The 20,892-nt window shown below is 46.1% G+C and carries 16 protein-coding genes; 4 read left to right on the top strand and 12 right to left on the bottom strand.

The features are described 5' to 3' along the window. Positions 1-336: 336 nt before the first annotated feature. From K0I62_RS08335 to K0I62_RS08325, 3 genes are all read left to right on the top strand, one after another. Positions 337-2,259 carry a methyl-accepting chemotaxis protein gene (locus tag K0I62_RS08335; protein WP_258405115.1) on the top strand — a complete coding sequence of 641 codons (1,923 nt, stop codon included), beginning with the start codon at positions 337-339 and terminating at the stop codon, positions 2,257-2,259. Positions 2,260-2,488: 229 nt separating this feature from the next. Further along, the gene (locus K0I62_RS08330; protein WP_220070993.1) at positions 2,489-2,908 is read left to right on the top strand and encodes a hypothetical protein; all 420 of its coding nucleotides are present in this window, start codon (positions 2,489-2,491) and stop codon (positions 2,906-2,908) included. 83 nt (positions 2,909-2,991) lie between these two features. Beyond that, positions 2,992-4,353, top strand: coding sequence for a leucyl aminopeptidase family protein (locus K0I62_RS08325; protein WP_220070992.1), 1,362 nt, complete (start codon positions 2,992-2,994; stop codon positions 4,351-4,353). Between the two features lie 105 nt (positions 4,354-4,458). On the opposite strand, the gene K0I62_RS08320 is transcribed toward K0I62_RS08325, so the two are convergent. Both K0I62_RS08320 and K0I62_RS08315 read right to left on the bottom strand, forming a co-directional pair. Beyond that, positions 4,459-6,054, bottom strand: coding sequence for an ABC-F family ATPase (locus tag K0I62_RS08320; protein WP_220070991.1), 1,596 nt, complete (start codon positions 6,052-6,054; stop codon positions 4,459-4,461). Between the two features lie 209 nt (positions 6,055-6,263). Then, positions 6,264-8,540, bottom strand: a complete 2,277-nt coding sequence (locus K0I62_RS08315) for a heavy metal translocating P-type ATPase (RefSeq protein WP_220070990.1) — start codon at positions 8,538-8,540, stop codon at positions 6,264-6,266. A gap of 96 nt (positions 8,541-8,636) precedes the next feature. Here K0I62_RS08315 and K0I62_RS08310 point away from each other — a divergent pair, with 96 nt between their 5' ends. Then, positions 8,637-9,041 carry a MerR family transcriptional regulator gene (locus K0I62_RS08310; RefSeq protein WP_350354799.1) on the top strand — a complete coding sequence of 135 codons (405 nt, stop codon included), beginning with the start codon at positions 8,637-8,639 and terminating at the stop codon, positions 9,039-9,041. Between the two features lie 46 nt (positions 9,042-9,087). On the opposite strand, the gene K0I62_RS08305 is transcribed toward K0I62_RS08310, so the two are convergent. The 10 genes from K0I62_RS08305 to K0I62_RS08260 all read right to left on the bottom strand — a co-directional run bounded on the left by K0I62_RS08305 (position 9,088) and on the right by K0I62_RS08260 (position 20,489). Beyond that, the gene (locus K0I62_RS08305) at positions 9,088-11,148 is read right to left on the bottom strand and encodes a S9 family peptidase (protein WP_220070989.1); all 2,061 of its coding nucleotides are present in this window, start codon (positions 11,146-11,148) and stop codon (positions 9,088-9,090) included. Beyond that, a complete protein-coding gene (locus tag K0I62_RS08300) occupies positions 11,148-11,375 on the bottom strand; it encodes a hypothetical protein (protein ID WP_220070988.1) in 228 nt (75 codons plus the stop codon). The genes K0I62_RS08305 and K0I62_RS08300 overlap by 1 nt, the downstream gene beginning before the upstream one ends. Positions 11,376-11,667: 292 nt before the next feature. Then, positions 11,668-12,426: an SDR family oxidoreductase gene (locus K0I62_RS08295; protein WP_220070987.1), complete on the bottom strand. Its 759-nt coding sequence runs from the start codon at positions 12,424-12,426 to the stop codon at positions 11,668-11,670. 4 nt (positions 12,427-12,430) lie between these two features. Next, entirely contained in the window at positions 12,431-13,330 is a 900-nt protein-coding gene (mmsB, locus tag K0I62_RS08290; RefSeq protein ID WP_220070986.1) for a 3-hydroxyisobutyrate dehydrogenase, read from the bottom strand. Positions 13,331-13,389: 59 nt separating this feature from the next. Then, positions 13,390-14,535 (bottom strand): enoyl-CoA hydratase/isomerase family protein, encoded by a 1,146-nt coding sequence (locus tag K0I62_RS08285; RefSeq protein ID WP_220070985.1) that lies wholly within the window; start codon positions 14,533-14,535, stop codon positions 13,390-13,392. After that, a complete protein-coding gene (locus K0I62_RS08280; protein ID WP_220070984.1) occupies positions 14,520-15,293 on the bottom strand; it encodes an enoyl-CoA hydratase in 774 nt (257 codons plus the stop codon). The genes K0I62_RS08285 and K0I62_RS08280 overlap by 16 nt, the downstream gene beginning before the upstream one ends. Positions 15,294-15,314: 21 nt before the next feature. After that, complete coding sequence (locus K0I62_RS08275; protein WP_220070983.1) at positions 15,315-16,472, bottom strand: acyl-CoA dehydrogenase family protein; 1,158 nt, start codon at positions 16,470-16,472, stop codon at positions 15,315-15,317. Positions 16,473-16,667: 195 nt separating this feature from the next. After that, on the bottom strand, positions 16,668-18,173 hold the full coding sequence (locus K0I62_RS08270; protein WP_220070982.1) for a CoA-acylating methylmalonate-semialdehyde dehydrogenase: 1,506 nt from the start codon (positions 18,171-18,173) through the stop codon (positions 16,668-16,670). A gap of 119 nt (positions 18,174-18,292) precedes the next feature. Then, entirely contained in the window at positions 18,293-19,483 is a 1,191-nt protein-coding gene (locus tag K0I62_RS08265) for a thiolase family protein (protein ID WP_220070981.1), read from the bottom strand. 337 nt (positions 19,484-19,820) lie between these two features. Beyond that, complete coding sequence (locus K0I62_RS08260; protein WP_220070980.1) at positions 19,821-20,489, bottom strand: Type 1 glutamine amidotransferase-like domain-containing protein; 669 nt, start codon at positions 20,487-20,489, stop codon at positions 19,821-19,823. Positions 20,490-20,892: the final 403 nt, after the last annotated feature.

Genomic DNA, 20,892 nt, shown 5'->3' with positions numbered 1-20,892 from the left:
AAAATATGCTTTTAGTGGCTGTTATAGACAGATTTACTTCAAGGGCTAAACATCATAATTAATAGCTTTGACAATGTTGATTTGATCACGTTGAGCCCCAAAACTGGGCATTGTCTCTGTATGCATAGACTCAGGTCATTAATTTTAGCTAGAAGTCCTCGTTCTAAGATAGTTTCGTTCTAGACTTATTAGTATTTCTATTAACGAGAATAGACTAGAAAAGGCAAAGAAAATGGCACAGATAAATAGTCAAATTTTTTATTTTTAAACTTAATCATCAACATTTTTATGCCGCAATTAAATGCGACAAATAACAACACTAAAGAGGAAAGATCAGTGTTTAGAAATCTCGCTATTGGAACTCGTCTTGCTGGCGGCTTTAGTGGTCTAGTCGCTTTAGCGGTGACAGTTATGGCTATTTTTTATCTCGTTAATTCAAATAAATTGATCGCCGAAGCAGAAAAGCGAGAAATGGAAAGCTTATATGGCGCAGTCCGCTCACAGGTTAATACTGAGGCTCTTTTTGCTGAGGCCATGAGCGCAATTGTCGCCAACCAACCATCGATAAAAAAAGCATTTGCCGAGCGAGACCGTAACCAGCTCGCCTCAGAGTTCAAGCCTGTTTTTGATGTGTTAAAACAAAAATATGGCGTTGCCCAATTTCAATTTCATACCGCTCCCGCCACCTCCTTTTTACGCTTACATAAGCTTGAAAAGTTTGGCGATGACCTCTCCAACCTGCGTGAAACAATTATTCAAGTTAATCAATCTCGCCAACCCGTAAGAGGTATGGATGGTGGTGTGGCAGGTGTTGGTATCCGCGGATTAGTCCCTATGGAATATAATGGGCAACACACTGGCTCCTTGGAGTTTGGACTGAACCTGTCCCAAGACTTTGCCGATCACTTTAGTCAAGAGTTTGGTAAAAATATTGATATTGATATTGCTATCCATACGGTCAAAAACAATAGCAGCAAATTATTAGCATCGACGATTAGTGGACAGTCTTTAGTTAGCCAGGAGGACATTTTAGCGGCATGGAACGGGCAAACAATTATAGGGCAAAATAACACCCAGACTCGCCCATGGGCGACCCTAGTAAAAAATATTAATGACTTTTCAGGTAAACCTATCGCTGTGATTGAAATAGCTATGGACCGAAGTTTCTATGCCGACTCTGTCAACAATACACGAAACTTCGTTATCATCATGGCAATCGTCGCAATTATATTCGCCATCTTCATCGCTTATGGCTTATCGCAAACCATTGTGAAACCGCTAAGAACAACAGTAATGACACTGCAGGATATTGCTGAAGGTGAAGGCGATTTGACTCGCAGACTCGATGAGAACGGTCAAGATGAAATAAGTGATTTAGCGAAAGGCTATAACCTATTTATCTCAAAAATTCAAGAACTTGTGCGTCTCGTGGCTGACTCAACCAATCAAATGGCAGCCGCTACTGAGGAGTTATCTGTAGTAGCAAGCGAAACCCGTCAAGGCGTAGTAACCCAACGAGACCAAACCTCTCAGGTTGCCACCGCAATGACTGAAATGGCCGCCTCGATACAGGAAATAGCAGGTAATACCCATAACGCAGCAACCAATGCTCAAGCGACAACCGAAATCGCCTTAGAGGGAAACTGCACCGTAAGTCGCAGTGTCGATGCCATAAACCTACTTGCATCTGAAGTAGAGCAAGCCTCTGAAACCATACGCGACCTGAGAGCACAAAGCAGTAGTATCGAACAAGTACTCGAAGTGATTCGAAATATTGCTGAGCAAACAAATTTACTCGCGCTGAACGCAGCCATCGAAGCCGCTCGAGCAGGTGAAGCAGGAAGAGGGTTCGCCGTTGTGGCCGATGAAGTCCGTAACTTAGCACAACGAACCCAACAATCGACGGGTGAAATTGAGAAGATGGTTGCAGGGATTCAAAATGGCACTCAAGAAGCAGTAACTGTCATGGAGCGTAGCAGTCAAAAATCCAATGACGCTGTCGCTGAGATCACGGGCACACAGACATCGCTAAGCGAAATAAATCGCTCCGTAGAAACCATTTACGACATGAATATCCATGTGTCGGCAGCTGTTGAACAACAGTCATTAGTTGCTGAGGAGGTAAATCGCAGCATTACGACCATAAGTGATATTGCAGAGCAAAGTGGTCAATCTGTTGAGCAAACAGCTCAAGCTTGTGATGATCTTGCTCGCCTGGCTGCTGGACTACAGGTACTAGTGGCACGTTTTCGAGTATAACGGCATGGTAATATAAAGTAATCAACCGCTAATTGAACTAACAGATAGGCTAATTCCTGATGAATTAGCCTATCTACTTTAATCTCCAACCTTGCATCATTTTTTTACTACAAAAACCTATTTACAGCTTGATAATGAGTTAATTTCAAGCGAGTCATCCCCTCAAAAAAACCTTGCTACATCACATATAAAGATATGTCTTAACGCCGGCTTATGAGACAATCTCGCCATGAAAATTTACCATAAAATACACAAAGCGCCTTTTAGAGTGATACGTATTAGCCGTCGCCGTTTTGGGCTACGTTTAAAGCGTGACATGTTAGTGCTTAAAGATGCTTTAGCGCAGGAAAAACAGGAAACCAAAGATATGTTGGTTACCTACAAGCGCTATAGTCGCAAACAAGCCACTAAAGAGGAGTTAAAACTAGCGAATATGCAGCTTGCGGACCTTGTTAAAGGTTTGGGCCTCGGTGTGTTTGCAGTATTGCCATTGGCCCCTATCACCATACCTGTTGTCGTCAAATTAGGGAAATGGGTTGGCGTCGAAGTGCTTCCCAGTTCTTTCAATAACTTATCTGAGCGCAAAGCCCACCTTGGACGCATGGCTCAACAACATAAACGCACTGTCGAAAAAGTCAGCAGTAAATAAGTCATCGCTTTCACCCCACTCCACCAGCGTGCTAATCTTAGGTAATTTTTGACCTCATACAAACTGACATAAGATGGTACCCAATGACCCAACTACTTCTATCTGGTACTGAAGGGATCCCCCTTTCGATAATAACCACCGATGATTACCCTACTTGGCTGACCAAACAGCCGGCCCCGCAACAGAACTGGCTAAATAACACTAAGTTTAGCGGCAAAGGACTGAGCATTATTCCAAGCGCAGACGGCGCAATTACGCAGGTTATTTATGTTGCCAGCGATACTAACTCTTATTGGATCTTCGGCGATATCGTCAATGAATTGCCCGAGAACCATTACTATCTTGATGCCAGTGACGAGCAACTAAAAACCGCTGCTTTTAGTTGGGCACTAGGCGCCTATAAATTCGATCGTTATAAGAAAAATGATAAGCAATATCCAACGCTTGTCATTAATAGCGCCACCATAGTAGAGCAAACATTACAACTCACTCGTTCTGTTGCCATAGTACGAGATTTGGTAAACACCCCTGCCGCCGACATGATGCCGCAGCATCTCGCACAAACCATGGAGTCCTTAGCCGATGAATTTGGGGCTAGCGTCACTCAAATCGTAGGCGATGAGCTTATCGAGCAAAATTACCCAACGATTCATATGGTGGGACGTGCCAGTGAAAATCTTCCACGCCTTATCGATTTAACTTGGGGTGATGAAGATGCCCCAAAAGTGACTCTCGTAGGTAAAGGGGTGTGTTTCGACTCTGGCGGTTTGGATCTCAAACCCGGCGCAGGCATGCGCTTGATGAAAAAAGATATGGGCGGAGCAGCACACGTGATTGGCTTAGCCCATCAAATTATGGCCAGTAATCTGCCTGTTCGTCTGCGTGTATTAGTCCCTGCGGTTGAAAATGCTGTGTCTGCAAATGCGTTCCGTCCAGGGGATGTGATCACCACTCGCAAAGGCTTAACCGTTGAAATTGATAATACAGACGCAGAAGGCCGCTTAGTCTTGTGTGATGCGCTTGCAGAAGCCAACAATGACAAACCTGAGCTACTCATCGACTTTGCCACCTTAACCGGTGCGATGCGTATCGCATTAGGCACAGAGCTCCCCGGCTTTTTTAGCAATGATGATGAAGTCGCCGCGGGTATAACCGCAGCAGGCCTTGATGTTGAAGATCCCGTCTGGCGCATGCCGTTACACAAGCCTTATTTTGATCAAACTGGTAGTGACATTGCCGATTTAGCCAACTGCGGTAAGACGCCGTTTGGCGGCGCTATCACGGCTGCACTCTACCTTGAGGCGTTTGTCGATGAAGATATTAGTTGGAGTCATTTTGACGTGATGGCATGGAACAATCGCAAATTGCCAGGTCGCCCTATCGGCGGTGAAGCATTTGGTATTCGCGCGGTATTTGAGTATCTCTGCCAACGCTTCGCTAAATAACCATTTAGCGACAAATACAAAAAGCCCAAGGCAGTTTAACTGGCTTGGGCTTTTTATTAGCGATAGTTATCGTCTCGCTGATAGTTATCGTCTCACTATCAGCAATTAAGCATCTACGCCTTTGCTACGTAGGAACTCATCATAAGTGCCTCTGAAATCATTTACGCCATCGGCGGTGATCTCAATAATACGAGTCGCCAGTGATGATACAAATGCACGGTCATGGCTGACAAACAAGAGTGTGCCTTCATACATCTCTAACGCATTGTTAAGTGACTCAATCGATTCCATATCCAAGTGGTTGGTTGGCTCATCCATTACCAGAATGTTAGGCTTTTGCATGATCAGCTTACCAAACAACATGCGACCCTTCTCACCACCAGATAGCACTTTAACAGACTTCTTGATGTCGTCAGAACCAAATAGCATGCGGCCTAAATAACCACGAACGCTCTGATCATCATCTTCTGGTTTACGCCACTGACTCATCCAGTCGAACAAGGTCATGTCGTTTTCAAAATCAGACTCATGATCCTGGGCATAATAACCGATAGTTGAGTTTTCAGACCATTGGATAGTACCACTATCTTGCGGAATATCATGAATAAGGGTACGTAACATGGTGGTCTTACCCACACCGTTTTCACCCAATACAGCAATGCGCTCACCCACTTCGGCAATCAGGTTGAAGTCTTTGAACAAGGGACCTTGATCGAACCCTTTACTCAGCTCTTCAACGACTAATGCATTACGGAACAGTTTCTTTTCCTGTTCGAAACGAATAAATGGATTCACACGGCTAGAAGCTTTAACTTCTTCAAGTTTAATCTTATCGATCTGCTTAGCACGTGAAGTCGCTTGCTTAGCTTTTGAAGCATTCGCAGAGAAACGTGCAACGAAGCCTTGAAGCTCAGAGATTTGCGCCTTCTTTTTAGCGTTATCCGATAGTAGACGTTCACGGGCTTGGTTTGCCGCCATCATGTACTCATCGTAATTACCTGGATAAACACGCAGTTCACCGTAATCCAAGTCAGCCATGTGAGTACACACTGAGTTTAAGAAATATCTATCATGGGAGATGATGATCATGGTGCTATTACGCTGATTAAGCATCTCTTGCAACCAACGAATCGTATCGATATCCAAGTTGTTGGTAGGCTCATCGAGCAGCAATACATCAGGATCGCTAAATAGCGCCTGAGCAAGCAATACACGCAGCTTAAAACCAGGAGCGATTTCGCTCATTAAGCCAAAGTGCTGCTCTAGCGGAATACCCACACCTAACAGCAATTCACCGGCACGAGACTCTGCGGTATAACCGTCCATCTCGGCAAATTCCATTTCGAGTTCAGATACCTTAATGCCATCTTCTTCGCTCATTTCTGGTAAAGAGTAGATGCGGTCACGCTCTTGCTTTACTTTCCACAGTTCAGCATGCCCCATGATCACAGTATCAACCACATTGAACTCTTCATAACCAAACTGGTTCTGGCTCAATTTACCTAGACGCTCATTGACATCGAGTGACACGTTGCCTGACGTTGGCTCAAGCTCTCCGCCTAAGATCTTCATAAAGGTTGACTTACCACAACCATTAGCACCGATAAGACCGTAACGATTGCCGCCGCCAAATTTAACTGAGATGTTTTCAAACAGCGGCTTTGAGCCAAACTGCATGGTGATATTAGCTGTAGTGATCAATGTGAAATTCCGAAATTTAGTTAAGCGAAGCGCTGCTAGCTACTCAAAATCTAACCTAGCAAACGATAGTATAAACCCTATCGATCACCGCCTGATTAAAAAGCGCGCTAAAAAAGGACAAATTAAAGCGCGCTACTATAGCGATTTAGGCTAAATTTAGCAACTTTAACTCGCCCTAAAACGATAACCACTAATGACAACAGCGCGAGTTATTTAATCAAAGTAGCTCGAGAGTCACTGAGCGCGACACCTCTCAGCCGATTAGCGTTAGTAACGACGGTTAGCGATGAAAGCGCCATGGCTGCACCAGCCACCACAGGACTCAACAACCATCCAGTGATCGGAAACAGTACACCTGCGGCAACTGGGATCCCTAAGGTGTTATAGATAAAGGCGCCGAAGAGATTCTGTTTAATGTTGACCATGGCAGCCTTGGCCAACGTGAAAGTATCGGCTAACACCATCACGCGCTCAGAGAGTAAAGTGATATCAGCACTTTCTATCGCAATCTCTGTACCGCTTCCCATCGCAATACCGACATTCGCCTCTGCAAGCGCTGGCGCATCGTTAATGCCGTCACCAACCATAGCCACCACCTCACCGGCTTGCTTACGCTCAAGCACTAGCTGCTGTTTTTGCTCGGGACTGACCTCTGCAACGACATCGTTAATCCCCACCTGACTCGCCACCGCTTTGGCGGTATGTTGGTTATCACCGCTGAGCAACACGACTTTCAATCCTTGAGTCAACATGGCGGAAATTGCGGCCTTAGCATCTGATTTTATCGGATCAGCCACCGCCACTATCGCAGCCAACTGTCCATCAACGGCTAAATAGATTGGCGTTTTCCCTTTCGCCGCTAACTCACTGACCTGAGAGGCGACTCGATCTAAACCGTCAATACCTTTTTCGGTCATCAACTTCTGATTTCCCGCCACAATGGCATGACCCTCAATATCAGCGCTAATACCTTGGCCCTTGATATTGGTAAAGTGTTCAGGTTCGTACAGGCTCAATTCCTTCTCGCTCGCATAGGCGAGTATTGCACTGGCTAAAGGATGTTCGGAGCGCTGCTGAGCGCTGGCAAACAGCGTAATAAGCTGATTGTCATCAATTTGCTTTCCAAGGGCATCAACAGAGAGATTAACCACATCGGTTACGGCAGGTTTTCCCTCTGTGATGGTGCCCGTTTTATCTAATATTACGGTAGTGATTTTACTCGCTGTTTGCAGCGCCTCGCCATTTTTAAGCAATACCCCGATCTGCGCTGCTCGGCCAACTGCAACCATGATAGACATAGGAGTAGCCAAACCTAATGCGCAGGGACAGGCGATGATCAGCACTGATGTCAACACCACCAAAGCGTGACTTAACTGCGGCGCAGGGCCGATGAAAAACCAAGTTGCAGAGGCAAGAATGGCAATAATCACGACCACTGGTACAAAATACGCTGATATCTGATCGGTAAGGCGGCCTATCGGCAGTTTAGAAGTTTGCGCCTGCTGCACTAAGGCAATAATTTTAGCCAATTTGGTCTCTTGATGACTGGCGGTTACTCGATAAACTAAGCTACCATTTTCACTTACCGTCCCAGCACTTAAGCTATCACCTGGATTTTTATTTACAGGCACAGGTTCTCCGGTAAGCATCGCCTCATTAATCAAAGCATCGCCAGCAATCACTGTGCCATCGAGCGCCACTCTATCCCCAGGCTTTAAACGCAATTTATCGCCAATACTAATCTGTTTGATATCGACCGTTTCGTCGCCCTTTTCGGTAACCCGAACCGCACTTGTTGGTTGCAAACCTATGAGTTTACTTACCGCCTCGCTGGTTTTACCGCGCGCACGCAGCTCCATGGCGTGACCTAAGTTAATTAAACCTAAGATCATCACGCTCGCTTCGAAATAAACATGACGGGTCTCTTGTGGAAACCACTGAGGTATAACGACCACCATCATGGAGTAGATCCAAGCAGCACTGGTACCCAAAACGATAAGGGTATCCATATTGGCACTTTTTGCCTTAAGCGCACTGTACATACCTTGGTAAAAATGCCCACCAGTAAACACCATCAATAACAATGTAATAAACCCAACAGCTCCCCAAGCCATCTGCTGGGCAGAAGTATTGACCATCATCTCATTACCCAATAACCCCCATAACATCATAGGGATACCAACACCGAGTGCGGCTACCGATTGCAGCAACCTTTTCCGGTACTCTTTGTGCTCATTCTGTTGGCGCTCAGTTATCGCCAGCTGCTGATCGATGACCTGCTTGCCTGGGTATCCAGCACTATTTAACACTTTAGCGATCACTTCAGCATCATCAATTCCGGTCACAATCACTTGTTTATCTGCAAGATTTACCGAGGTTTCGATGCTTTGATCACCCTGGGATTTAATCGTGTCCATCGCCTTGGTGATTTTTGCCACACAGCTAGCGCAGTTCATCGTTGGAACGTAAAAAATAAGCTTATCCATAGACATCTTCCTCGTTGACCAATGCTTTCTATATTGAGATATTGTTAAGCCTAATCCCTCCCCCAACGGGAGAGTCAACAGGTCAGCAATATAAATATGATTAAAATCGGCGAAGTGGCGAAACAAACAGGCTTATCGGTAAAAAGTATTCGTTATTACCACGATATTGGTTTAGTCTGCGCAGAGCGAGATGCCAATGGCTATCGTAGCTACAGCGATGCCCAGATAGACGAATTACATTTTTTGCACCATTGCCGAGAACTGGGGTTTACGCTGGAAAATTGTCGCACCCTGCTCAGTCTTAAAAGCGATAAATCCCGCAGTGCTGAAGATGTAAAACAGATAGCCAATATTCACTTGCAAGAAGTGAATCGTTGCATAGCAAAACTGAATAGCCTAAAACTGCAACTCAGCGAGTTAATCCATGCCTGCACAGGCGGAGAACAACCTGAATGCGCAATATTGAAAGGACTAAGCACTAACTCCGATAGCCAATCTTAAGCAGTAGTTAAAGTTTAGCTCAATGCCTACTGCTAGTGTTTAGTGTTTAGTGTTTAGTCATCGAAGGTAAAGATTCGCTATTTTCGAGCATCAGTTTGGGAATATTTCCACTAGGAACAAACCCAAACACTTGGCCATAAAAAGAGAGCTCAGCCTCTAGAGCAGCGATTTGATTGCGCGGCTTTTGCAATCCATGTCCTTCATCCTCAAAACGAAGCAAGGCTGTGGGCACGCCTCTTTGTTTCACGGCATTAAAAATAGCCAAAGATTGCATCGGTGGCACTAATAGATCTTGCATCCCATGAATAAGCAGCAGAGGTTCTTTAAGGTCGTCTAAATGATAAAGCGGTGAACGCTCACGATAAAGCGCAGAGCCCGGCTTTAAATCGCCAACCAGCTGATCTAAATACCCTAGCTCAAACTTATGGGTATTCTTATCAAGGGAGTCTAAGTCACTAATTCCTGAATAAACCACGCCAGCTTTGAACGTATCATAAAACGCAAGCGCCGACAGTACCGTAAAGCCGCCAGCACTGGTACCGCGAATGGCAAGCTTATCGCCATCGACCCATCCTCGTTCCACCAGATAATTGGCAGCCTGTACCGCGTCTTCAACATCGGCTTGCCCCCATAAGCCATAAAGACTTTGGCGATATTCACGACCAAAACCGGAACTGCCCCGATAATTAAGATCGAGCACGGCAAAACCACGACTGGTCCAGAATTGAATATCTCGGCGAAAGCTCAAACTTGCGCTGGCTGTTGGCCCACCATGGAGCATAATAATAAGCGGCGGGCGCTGATCATTTGGCGAAATAAAATGGGGGTTCATGGGGCCATAAAAATAGCCATACACCGTTTGCTTAGATTGATCTAATGGGCAGCTAATGGTCTCAGATCTGGAGATGAAATCAGGTTTCATCACAGGGATTTTGGGCTCATATACCCACTCGACACCTCGGCCAACAACACGATAGATGCCCTTCTCCGGTGTCACTTTGTTACCAATAAAATAGATGCCATCAGCGGCTTTAATGACTTGCTTTACTTGCGCAAATTCCGCAGCTATCGACTCAAATGTTCCGGTGTCGATATCGATACGGATCAAGGAGGTTATACCTTTACTCATATAACCGGCAACGATTTTACTGTCTGACTCAAATGCATAATTATGATTACCGAGATACCAATCTGGGACAGCAAACTCGGCCCCCATATCCAGCAGTTTCTCTGGCGAACCATCGGGCTTTACTCGATATAGATTCCACCAGTTATCAAAATCGGCAATAAAAAAGAGTTCGCCAGATGGACTAAAAAGCGGTTGTGTGATCGCGCCTTGATACCCCTTAAGCAACTGACGCTCATTCGTTAAAACACCCTCAGCGTCAATATCTGCCATCCACAGTTCTGTATTATCCCAAGGCATATTGGGCTGCTGCCAGCTTATCCAAGCGATCTGTTTATTGTCAGGTGAGATCCGAGGTGCCGCATAAAAATCCTTGCCTGATACTAAGGTCTGTCCTTCATTGACGAAGTTGAGATTTAAGGCAACGATACTCGCTTTCGGTAAGGTTTGATGGCGATGATCTTCTCGTACACAGATAACACGAGAACCTTTAGGAAAAGAGACACAATCAGCATGTCTTGTGTCTTCAGGTGTGATAGCGACTGGTTGCTGATTGGGTGCGATACGGTATACACGTTGATCGACATAGTTAACCGCAAATACACTTTGACCAATGCCCAAAAATGGCGCACCGCCATATTCATGAACTCGGCTTCTAACGTCAAACGACGCATCGATAACTTGGACAACATTATCACCATTTTTCATGCGATAAAGCGCGACTTGCCCCTCTTGCTCCGCATCCGATTGGGTAAAATAGATAGCATCGTTGACGCTTTGCAACGCAGTGATGTTATCGGACGGACCATACACATCATTGGCAGTGACCACGGATCGCCAACTGCCATAGTCAGCAACAATACGGCCGCTTCTGGCATCTATCTCTTGCTTATTTGATGGAGGTTGACACGACACTAACACCATCGCTGTGATCAATATGACTCCAGCACGAAATAATTGCGTTGTCCTAGTAAAGGCCATCAGCGTTTAAACATCAGTTTTTGCATAAGCCAGTCGATACTCTTACGCTGCTTATCAACACTCAAACCAAAGTAGATACATAACCAAGGTGACAGCAATATATACCAAGGTAATGTACCAGACGCTTGTGGCTTAAACAGCAGGTAAAAAAATCCAAAGTAAATTACCAATACGCCAACAATGCCCACAAACAGCATCAGACGCTTGGTCATTCTCTCTATCCACATGGCAAATCCATCCGTCACTTGTTCACCCAAATCTATTGATTCATATCCTAGAGTATCACTTATTTAACGGCCTATTGAAACCACAAGTAAAGAATCCACCTTCTGAGGGAGCTGGCTTTGGTATCACCCCCTCTAGCAGGGAGCTCTCCTAGCCTGCTTTAGCGAGCCATCATGAACCCAATACTTTCAAAACAAGTTGGCGTGCTTATTAAGTCGACTGAAGTAGCTAGTTTAGAGCTGAAAGTAAAAAACGGGCTAAAGCGCCCGTTTTAAACCAAGAATCGCGCATTGGTTAGATACGAATACCACCATCAATTTCAAACACACGACCATTAACATAATCATTTTCAATGATAAATTTCACTGTCGATGCTATCTCATTCGCTTGACCAAGGCGACCAACTGGCACCATCTTCTCTAAGCGCTCTAACGCCTCGGGCTTCATAGCTGCTGTCATTTCGGTTTCAATCACGCCAGGGGCAACAGCCGCACTACGGATATTGTAGCGCGCTAACTCTTTAGCCCAGCCTACAGACATGGCTGCCACACCAGCTTTAGAAGCAGCATAATTGGTTTGACCAATATTTCCGGCCTTAGCAAGACTCGAAATATTGATAATCACGCCCTGCTGCTTAGATTCAATCATGGCCGCTGCCGCTTCACGGCCGCACAGGAATGAACCTGTCAGGTTAACATTAATCACCGCTTGAAATTGCGCAAATGACATCCGATCGGTCACCTTGCCATCTTTGGCTTTAACTAACATTCCATCGAACAAAATACCGGCATTATTAATTAATACATTCACTTGACCGAAATCTTCTAAGATGTAACCAAAACCTGCGACGACATCTTCCTCATCGGTAATATCGAAAGCGTAACCTTGAACTTCGGTCGCTGCACCGATATCGGCACAGGCGCGTTCGAGTTTTTCTTGATCGACATCGATAAGTGCCAATTTCGCACCTGCAGCGGCCAACTCTTGGGCCATCGCAAAACCGAGTCCGCCTGCGCCACCAGTGATGACAACTACCTTATCTTTTAAATCCATCAACTTACCCTTTCTTATTAAACTGCTCAAAAATACTGGAAAAATCGCGCTTACCGTTACCTTGGCGAGCATGATTGACATATAAACTGCGTGCTAGCGCTCCCATTGGCGTACTTGAGTTTGACAATAATGCCGCTTCTTGGGACAGACCAAGGTCTTTCACCATCAAATCGACCATAAATCCACCTTGATAACCGTTCGATGAGGGCACACTTGGCATCACATCTGGGCAAGGATTATATTTATCTAGCGTCCAATTACCACCACTACTAACTTTCATTATCTCAGAAAGCACTTTAGGGTCGAGGCCATGATCAATGCCCATCTGTAACGACTCGCTTGTGGCGACCATCAATACCGACAACAACATGTTATTACAGATTTTGGCAACTTGACCCGCACCTGCGGCTCCAGCATGGAATATATTCGCGCCCATGGCATTTAATACCCCTTGGGCTTGCTCAAACGCACTATTACTGCCACCACAGATAAACGTGAGTGTACCTGCTGCAGCGCCCGCTGTGCCGCCAGATACTGGCGCATCGATAAATTCAAGCCCTTTACCCTTAGCCTGCTCGGCAACAAAACGGGCGCTCTGGGCATCTATTGTTGAGCAATCGATTAATAGCGTGCCCGCAGCAACAACATCGATAATTCCTTTGTTATTGTCATCACCTAAATATAAGCCGCGAACATGCTTGCCTGCAGGTAACATAGTGATAACGATATCTGCCGCTGCTGCAGCGGCGCAGGCGCTCGGTGCAGGAATAGCGCCTTGCTCACTCACATGGTGTAGCGCATCTTTAGACAGATCGAACGCTTTAACTGTAAAACCCGCTTTCACTAGGTTAACCGCCATGGGGCCACCCATGTTACCTAAACCGATAAATGCAACTGTACTCATCTCTTGCTCCTTTTCCCAAGGGCTATACCCTGTCGAAAACCTGTTACTTACTCACTCTGTCATCCAAGCTTGGCGAGCGGATGTAACTCCTCTGGCCATGGTGAAGCCAATAACTGTGTAACCATTTGTGCATCCACTGTATCGACACTGGCATATTTCCACTTTGGCTGACGATCTTTATCAATTAATAGTGCTCGAACACCTTCAACAAAGTCGCCAATAGCGCAGCAATTACAGCTCATCCCCAACTCGCGCTGAAATACCTGTTCGAGTGATAATTCGGTGCCTAAACGTGATTGTTCATAAACCAGATGCAGGCTCAATGGGCTTCCGGCTAACATGGTATTGAATGCACGTTCGAGCCATGGTTGATCTGTATTATAAGCGCTGACTTTTGCCATGATCTGACTTAAGTCTCCGGTCATCAACTCATTAATGAGAGTTTGATGCTGTGCCAAGACACTCTCACCCATTTTAATCGCGCAACGACTCGTCATCGCTTCTAATAACGCATTGAGCTTAGAGTGATTATTTCCTACATCACTTTCCCAATCGACACTGGCTAAGGCGTCAAATAGCGGCTGTTTATCATCGCTATTAAGATAATGATTGCCTAGGCCAACGAAATAGGCGTCGGCGCCATTCATATTGTAAGCCGTCATACCAAGAAAACGGCCAATATGCCCAGGCATACGATTAAGGAAATAGCTCCCTCCTACATCAGGATAAAGCCCAATGGTCACCTCTGGCATCGCAATACGTGAACGTTCGGTCACGACCCTGTGACTGGCACCCGCCATAAGTCCAAGTCCGCCACCCATCACAATGCCATCGCCCCACACCAACACGGGTTTGTCGAAAACGTGCAACAGATGATCTAAATAGTACTCGTCGGTAAAAAACTCACTTGCCATGGTGGTCACTTCACCCTGCATCTCTTTAGAGGCGTGATAAAGTGCGCGCACATCACCACCAGCACAAAATGCTTTTTCACCAGCCCCCTCTAGCACCACCATCGCGATGCTATCATCTTGCGCCCAAACAGTGAGTTGATGGGTAAGCGCTTGGATCATCTCTAAATTAAGCGCATTAAGCGCCTTTTCCACGTTAAGCGTTGCAACTCCAACCAATTTACCAGACAAGGTGCCTAGGGTTTGAAATACCACGCTATTACTCTGCTGAATACTCATTAGCTGTTGGTCCATTTTGCTTGGCGCTTTTCTAAAAACGCGTTAACCCCTTCGGCTTGATCTTTGGTATCAAACAAACCGACAAATAACTCTCGCTCAACTGGCAGCGCTTGCGTACGTGGCATCACTCGACCGGCTTGGATAAGCTGCTTACATACCGCTACGCTACTTGGACTTTGATTTGCCACCTTCTCTGCTAAAGTTAGTGCAGTGTCTAGGGCCAAGCCCTTAGCCACTACCTCTTCGACTAACCTCAGTTGCAGTGCGGTATCGGCATCGACACGTTCACCACATAAAATCATCCGCTTCGCCCAACCTTCACCGACTAATGCGGTAAGATTTTGCGTCCCTCCCGCGCAAGGCAGTAAGCCAACGGTCGCCTCAGGCAATGCCATCACAGAGTGTGCTTCAGCGATACGGATATCACAGGCAAGCGCCACTTCGAGACCACCGCCCATGGCATAACCGTTGATCGCGGCAATCGATACACCGCGAAAAGCGCTAAGGGCTTCGAACGCTTCACCAAAATGTTTAGCCATCGTGGCCGCGTTGCCTTTATCGCCATCGGCAAACAGTTTGAGATCGGCACCTGCACTAAAAAACTTTTCACCTTCACCCGTTAACACTAACGCGTAAATCTCTTTGTTAGCATTAAGCTCACTCACTTTTTGCTTAAGTAACTGTAAACTGTGAGCCGTCCACGTGTTCGCGGGTGGGTTGCTCATGGTGAGCACCGCGGTATGGCCAATCACTTTTTCAATAATAGCTGTCATCTTTATTCTCCTTAACAAGGACTACAAAATCGAATTAGCGTTATCGTCGAGTAAACGACGCGCAATAATCAAACGCATGATCTCGTTTGTGCCTTCTAGTATTTGGTGCACACGCACATCGCGGAAATGGCGTTCTAATGGGTATTCACGGATATAGCCGTAACCGCCGTGAAGCTGCAATGCACTATCACATACGCTAAAGCCAATATCGGTTGCAAAACGTTTTGCCATAGCGCAATAAGCGGTTGCTTCTGGATCGCCACTGTCGAGTTTAAAGGCAGCTAAACGCACCATTTGCCTTGCTGCAACTAGCTCTGTCGCCATATCAGCTAATTTAAACTGCAGCGCTTGAAACGCCGCAATTGGCTTACCAAACTGTTTACGTTCGTTCATATATTGAGTTGCACGATCGAGCGCTGCTTGCGCCGTACCCACAGAGCAGGTGGCGATATTGATACGGCCACTATCTAAGCCCTTCATGGCAAACGTAAAACCTTGGCCTTCTTCACCTAATAAGTTGCTCACAGGCACACGAACATTATCGAAGGTGATTTCACGGGTAGGCTGGGCGTTCCAGCCCATCTTATCTTCCGCTTTGCCATAGCTGATGCCATCGATGTCTGCAGGTACCGCAATGGCCGAAATTCCCTTAGGCCCAGCTTCACCAGTGCGGCACATAACAACCAGCATTTCGGTCGCTCCCGCGCCAGAGATAAACATCTTAGCACCAGAGATCACGTATTCATCGCCTTCACGAACCGCTTTAGTTTTGAGTGACGCAGCATCACTGCCTGCGCCCGCTTCGGTTAAGCAATAAGAGGCAAGTTTTTCACCTGTGGTTAATGGAGCTGACCACTCATCTCGCAGGGTTTGTGAGCCAAAACTCGTGATCATCCAGGTGGCCATATTATGAATGGTCAACATAGCTGTAGTGGCGGTGCAGCCCATAGCAAGCTGCTCAAAGATAATCGATGAATCGAGGCGAGATAGGCCCATGCCACCTTCAGATTCAGGAGAGTACAAAGAGCAAAAACCCAGCTCACCGGCTTTTTGAATCACCTCTTTAGGAAAATAATGTTCTTCATCCCACTTGGCTGCAAAGGGGGCTAACTCTTCATTGGAAAATTGAGTTGCCAGTTCGGCAAACTGACGTTGGTCTTCATTCAGATTAAAATCCATCTGATTAACTCCTCGTGCACCTTAGTTATTCGCCGCTAATGATGATGCGGCATTTTTTAATATCGGTACGTTATTTGTTGATTGTTAATTGTTAATTGTTGATTGTTGATTGTTGATTGTTCGGTATTGCGCGTTGTTCATTAGCTATACACACATGATGAAAAGCCTTGGACTCATTAGTCCAAGGCTTTCACGTTATTTCAGGGCAATAGTCATATTCGGCGCATGATGCTCAGCATCTGAGATATCAGACTCAAACCAGCGCGCAGTAATCGTCTTAGTCTCAGTGTAGAAACGCACCGCCTGCTTGCCATAGGCGTGCTGATCGCCATAGAAACTGCCCTTCCAACCTGTGAATGAGAAAAAAGGTAGCGGCACTGGAATTGGCACGTTAATCCCTACCTGGCCCACTTCGATATTATGCTGATACTTACGCGCTGCCGCGCCGCTAGCAGTAAAGATTGAAGTACCGTTACCATATGGGCTGGCGTTGACTATTTCGATAGCGTCCTCAAGCGAATCACTTTCCATGCAACACAACACAGGACCGAAGATCTCCTCTTGGTAGATGCTCATCTCTGTGGTCACATTAGTGAACATAGTCGGTCCGACCCAGTTACCGCTTTCATAGCCTTCGACAGTGAAATCACTACCGTCGAGCAAGCATTCGGCGCCCTCTTCTTTGCCTTGAGCAATCAGCTTAAGCACGCGTGCTTTCGCTGCAGGGCTAATCACTGGACCATAAGCTGCATCTTTGTCATCCCATAAGCCCGGTCTAACTTTGGCAATGGCATCACGCAGCTCGGGGATCCAGTTTTTCGCTTCACCGACGAATACCGCTACCGACAACGCCATACAACGCTGACCCGCAGCACCGACAGATGCCCCGACCAAGTTATTGATCACTTGCTGTTTATTAGCATCGGGCATGATGACGCAGTGATTTTTAGCACCAGCAAAGGCTTGTACACGCTTAAGATTGTCGGTACCCGTCTTGTAGATATATTGACCGACGCCGACTGAGCCAACAAACGAAATAGCCTTAATATCTTGGTGGGTGAGCAGCACATCGACCGCCGTCTTGTCGCCATGAATTAACTGCAGAACACCTTTGGGCGCGCCCGCCTCTTCAAATAGTTCGACCAAACGCTGGGGCGTCATAGGATCTTGTTCTGACGGCTTAAGTACAAAGGTGTTACCGCAGGCAATCGCCAATGGGAACATCCATAACGGGATCATCGCGGGAAAGTTAAATGGCGTAATACCAGCGCAGACCCCTAAAGGCTGGGTATAACTATAGGTATCGATACTGCGAGCAACGTTTTCAACCGTTTCGCCCATAATAAGACTCGCAATGTTACAAGCGTGCTCAGCCACTTCGATACCACGCCACACATCACCTTTGGCATCTTCAAACGTTTTACCTGTCTCTTGAGCCAGAATCGTTGCAATTTCATCATGATGAGCCTTCAGCAGATGCTGATAGCGAAACATCACCCTAGCACGCTCTGATACCGGGACCTCTTTCCATGTCATAAAGGCTTTTTTGGCGCTGGCAATAGCCGTTTCGACTTCTGAAACGGTCGCCGCATTTATCATCGCTATCACTTCATTATTGGCAGGATTAGTTACCGAGATCTGCTGCGAGCCTTGGCCTAAGGTAAATACACCATCGATGTAATGTTTAACTTGAATCGTCATATTGCTTTCCTAAGATCTTTTTTACTAAAACAAAAATGTAAGTGACAGCTAAAAACTCACATCGTTAATAGAGACGATGCAACTGGACTAACGCACTAGCATTAGTCCTTGCAAATGGTTTAAATTTCGATCGCCATAGCGGTTGCTTCACCGCCACCGATACATAAAGACGCCACACCACGCTTAAGCCCTTTAGCTTTTAATGCATGAATTAGCGTGACCAATAGCCGAGCGCCAGAGCACCCGATTGGATGACCTAAAGCACAAGCTCCGCCGTTAACGTTAACCTTTGTTTCATCCAACCCCATTTCTGAAATCGCGAGCATGGTGACCATGGCAAAGGCTTCGTTGATCTCAAATAGATCAACATCGGCTTTAGTCCAGTTAACCTTGTCGAGCAGCTTAGTCATTGCGCCAACAGGGGCAGTGGTAAACATCGAAGGCTCTTGCGCATGAGTCGTGTGGCCTTTAATCGTCGCCAGCACCTCAAGGCCTTTCGCATCTGCCTGCTCACGGCTCATGAGCAGGAGTGCGGCAGCACCGTCAGAAATTGAACTTGAATTAGCCGCAGTAATTGTGCCGTCTTTGGCAAATGCAGGGCGCAATGAAGGGATCTTTTCTGGGCGAGCATTAGCGGGTTGCTCGTCGGTATCGACAATCACATCACCACGTCGGCTCGATATTGTTACAGGGATGATTTCATCTTTAAACGCACCGGTTTCTATCGCGGCATTGGCTTTTTGCAGTGATCTAAGGGCAAAGTTATCCATCGCTTCACGGGTAATGGAAAAATCATCAGCGGTCTTTTGGGCAAACGTCCCCATAGCACCACCAGTATAGGCATCTTCGAGGCCGTCGAGGAACATGTGATCCATCACCTTGCCATGCCCCATACGCATGCCGCCTCGGGCCTTGTCGAGTAGATAAGGGGCTTGACTCATGCTTTCCATACCACCAGCGATAACAGTATTGGCACTACCCGCTTTAATAAGATCATGGGCTAGCATTACCGTCTTCATACCTGAGCCACAGACTTTGTTAACTGTTGTCGCACCAACCGATAATGGCAGTCCAGCCCCTAAAGTCGCTTGACGCGCTGGTGCTTGACCAAGACCCGCAGGTAATACACACCCCATGAGGACTTCATCAACATCAGCGCCTGCAATTGAAGAGAATTCGATCAAGCCTTTAATTGCGGTGGCCGCCAATGTAGGCGATGTCACGCTTGATAATGCGCCTTGAAAGCCCCCCATCGGGGTACGCTTCGCCGCGACAATCACGATATCTTGGTTTGTTTGCTCTGTTGTCATCTTCCGCTCCAATTAAGGTACTTATGCGATCGGGTCACATTCTATAAGTGACAAACTGTGATCACGCTCAAATAACATCACTCTGACGTTTACGCGAACGTAAAGCAAGTATTAACTGGTCGAATTTGATTAACTTTAGTCTAAGGTATTGTCAGCTTGAATTTACAGCGAACCGAATTCAGGTTAGTTAATTCAAAGCTCACTTATTGGCTGTTTATATAACAGCGTGATCTTCAAATAATATTTTCGGGTAAATAGCGCCAACCAATATGGCTAGAACAGAGATGTTTGCAGATAATGCAGCCAATACTTAAATTGGCAGCATTATTGAAAAAGGCTAGACAAGCGATAGCACCGAAATACCATCGAATAACAATGGCGCACCAAAGCCAATAACATGGTTATTTTGATAAACAACGGCATCGCCGTCTGAGCAAAAAATAAGTGGATAACGGACTAAATCATCATGGTTAAACAAACGCGATGCGGCAACACTGAGGTCGACGCCATTTTGGCTAAAATCAGCGTGGGGAACGAACTGATAAGGGAGCAATGCTAAAGCAGAAAAGTCATCAAGCATCGCACTGTTTTCGTCTCCGCAAAGGAATGCTGACATAATGTTGGGGGTTAACAACATCGCCCCAGCACTAACACCCACAATGATACCTCCCTTACGCGCAAATGCGCGCAATTGATTCAATTTATCGCGGCGCTGTAAATCCGCCAGAAAACCAAAGGTATCGCCACCGGCAAGGTGAATAACGTCCGCTTGGCACAGCGTATTAAACTTTTCATCGCTATAGCCTTGTTGCAGATCGACATAGCAACTCATTTGGCCATTAAACTGAGTATAAAAGCCTTGGGTTTGCTGGAAATAGTGCTTATTTGGTTCATGTTCAGAGGCGAGGTAGCCGATGCTAACGTGGGTATTAAAAACACTAAACAGATAAGAAACGGCCTGAGATGCCGTATTACTTTGTAGGTCACTCAATAGGGCAAGTTTCAAATTTAACACTCCGTTGTCAATTCTTTAGATAACGACTTTTCAGCGAGGTCACATCAACTTGATCACTCCAGTACCATTCCCTTGCACCTAGCAACTGGCCATTTGATGATCGCTACCTTTTCTCCATGCTAATATGTCTGCTTCATCATGCCAATAGGAAATGGCGATCTCTTGCTCCTCTTGAGGAGTACCAATCAGTATAAGAAAGCGATCTACTCAGCGTGTTTTTTGGGAACGCATTCAAGGCTATGGATGATGGAATAGTCGTTCTCTTGTGAGGCCATTCAACACAAAAGTAAGCAGTTAAAAAACACGCCTAACTGACGCAACTTCGACGCTAAACGTGAATATTCATCGGTCTGTTTGACTATTTTGCGTCTAAAAATGACCGCATACATTTATG

The organism is Shewanella psychrotolerans, from assembly GCF_019457595.1.
GTDB lineage: Bacteria > Pseudomonadota > Gammaproteobacteria > Enterobacterales > Shewanellaceae > Shewanella > Shewanella psychrotolerans.
This window is presented reverse-complemented; position numbering and strand designations above follow the sequence as displayed.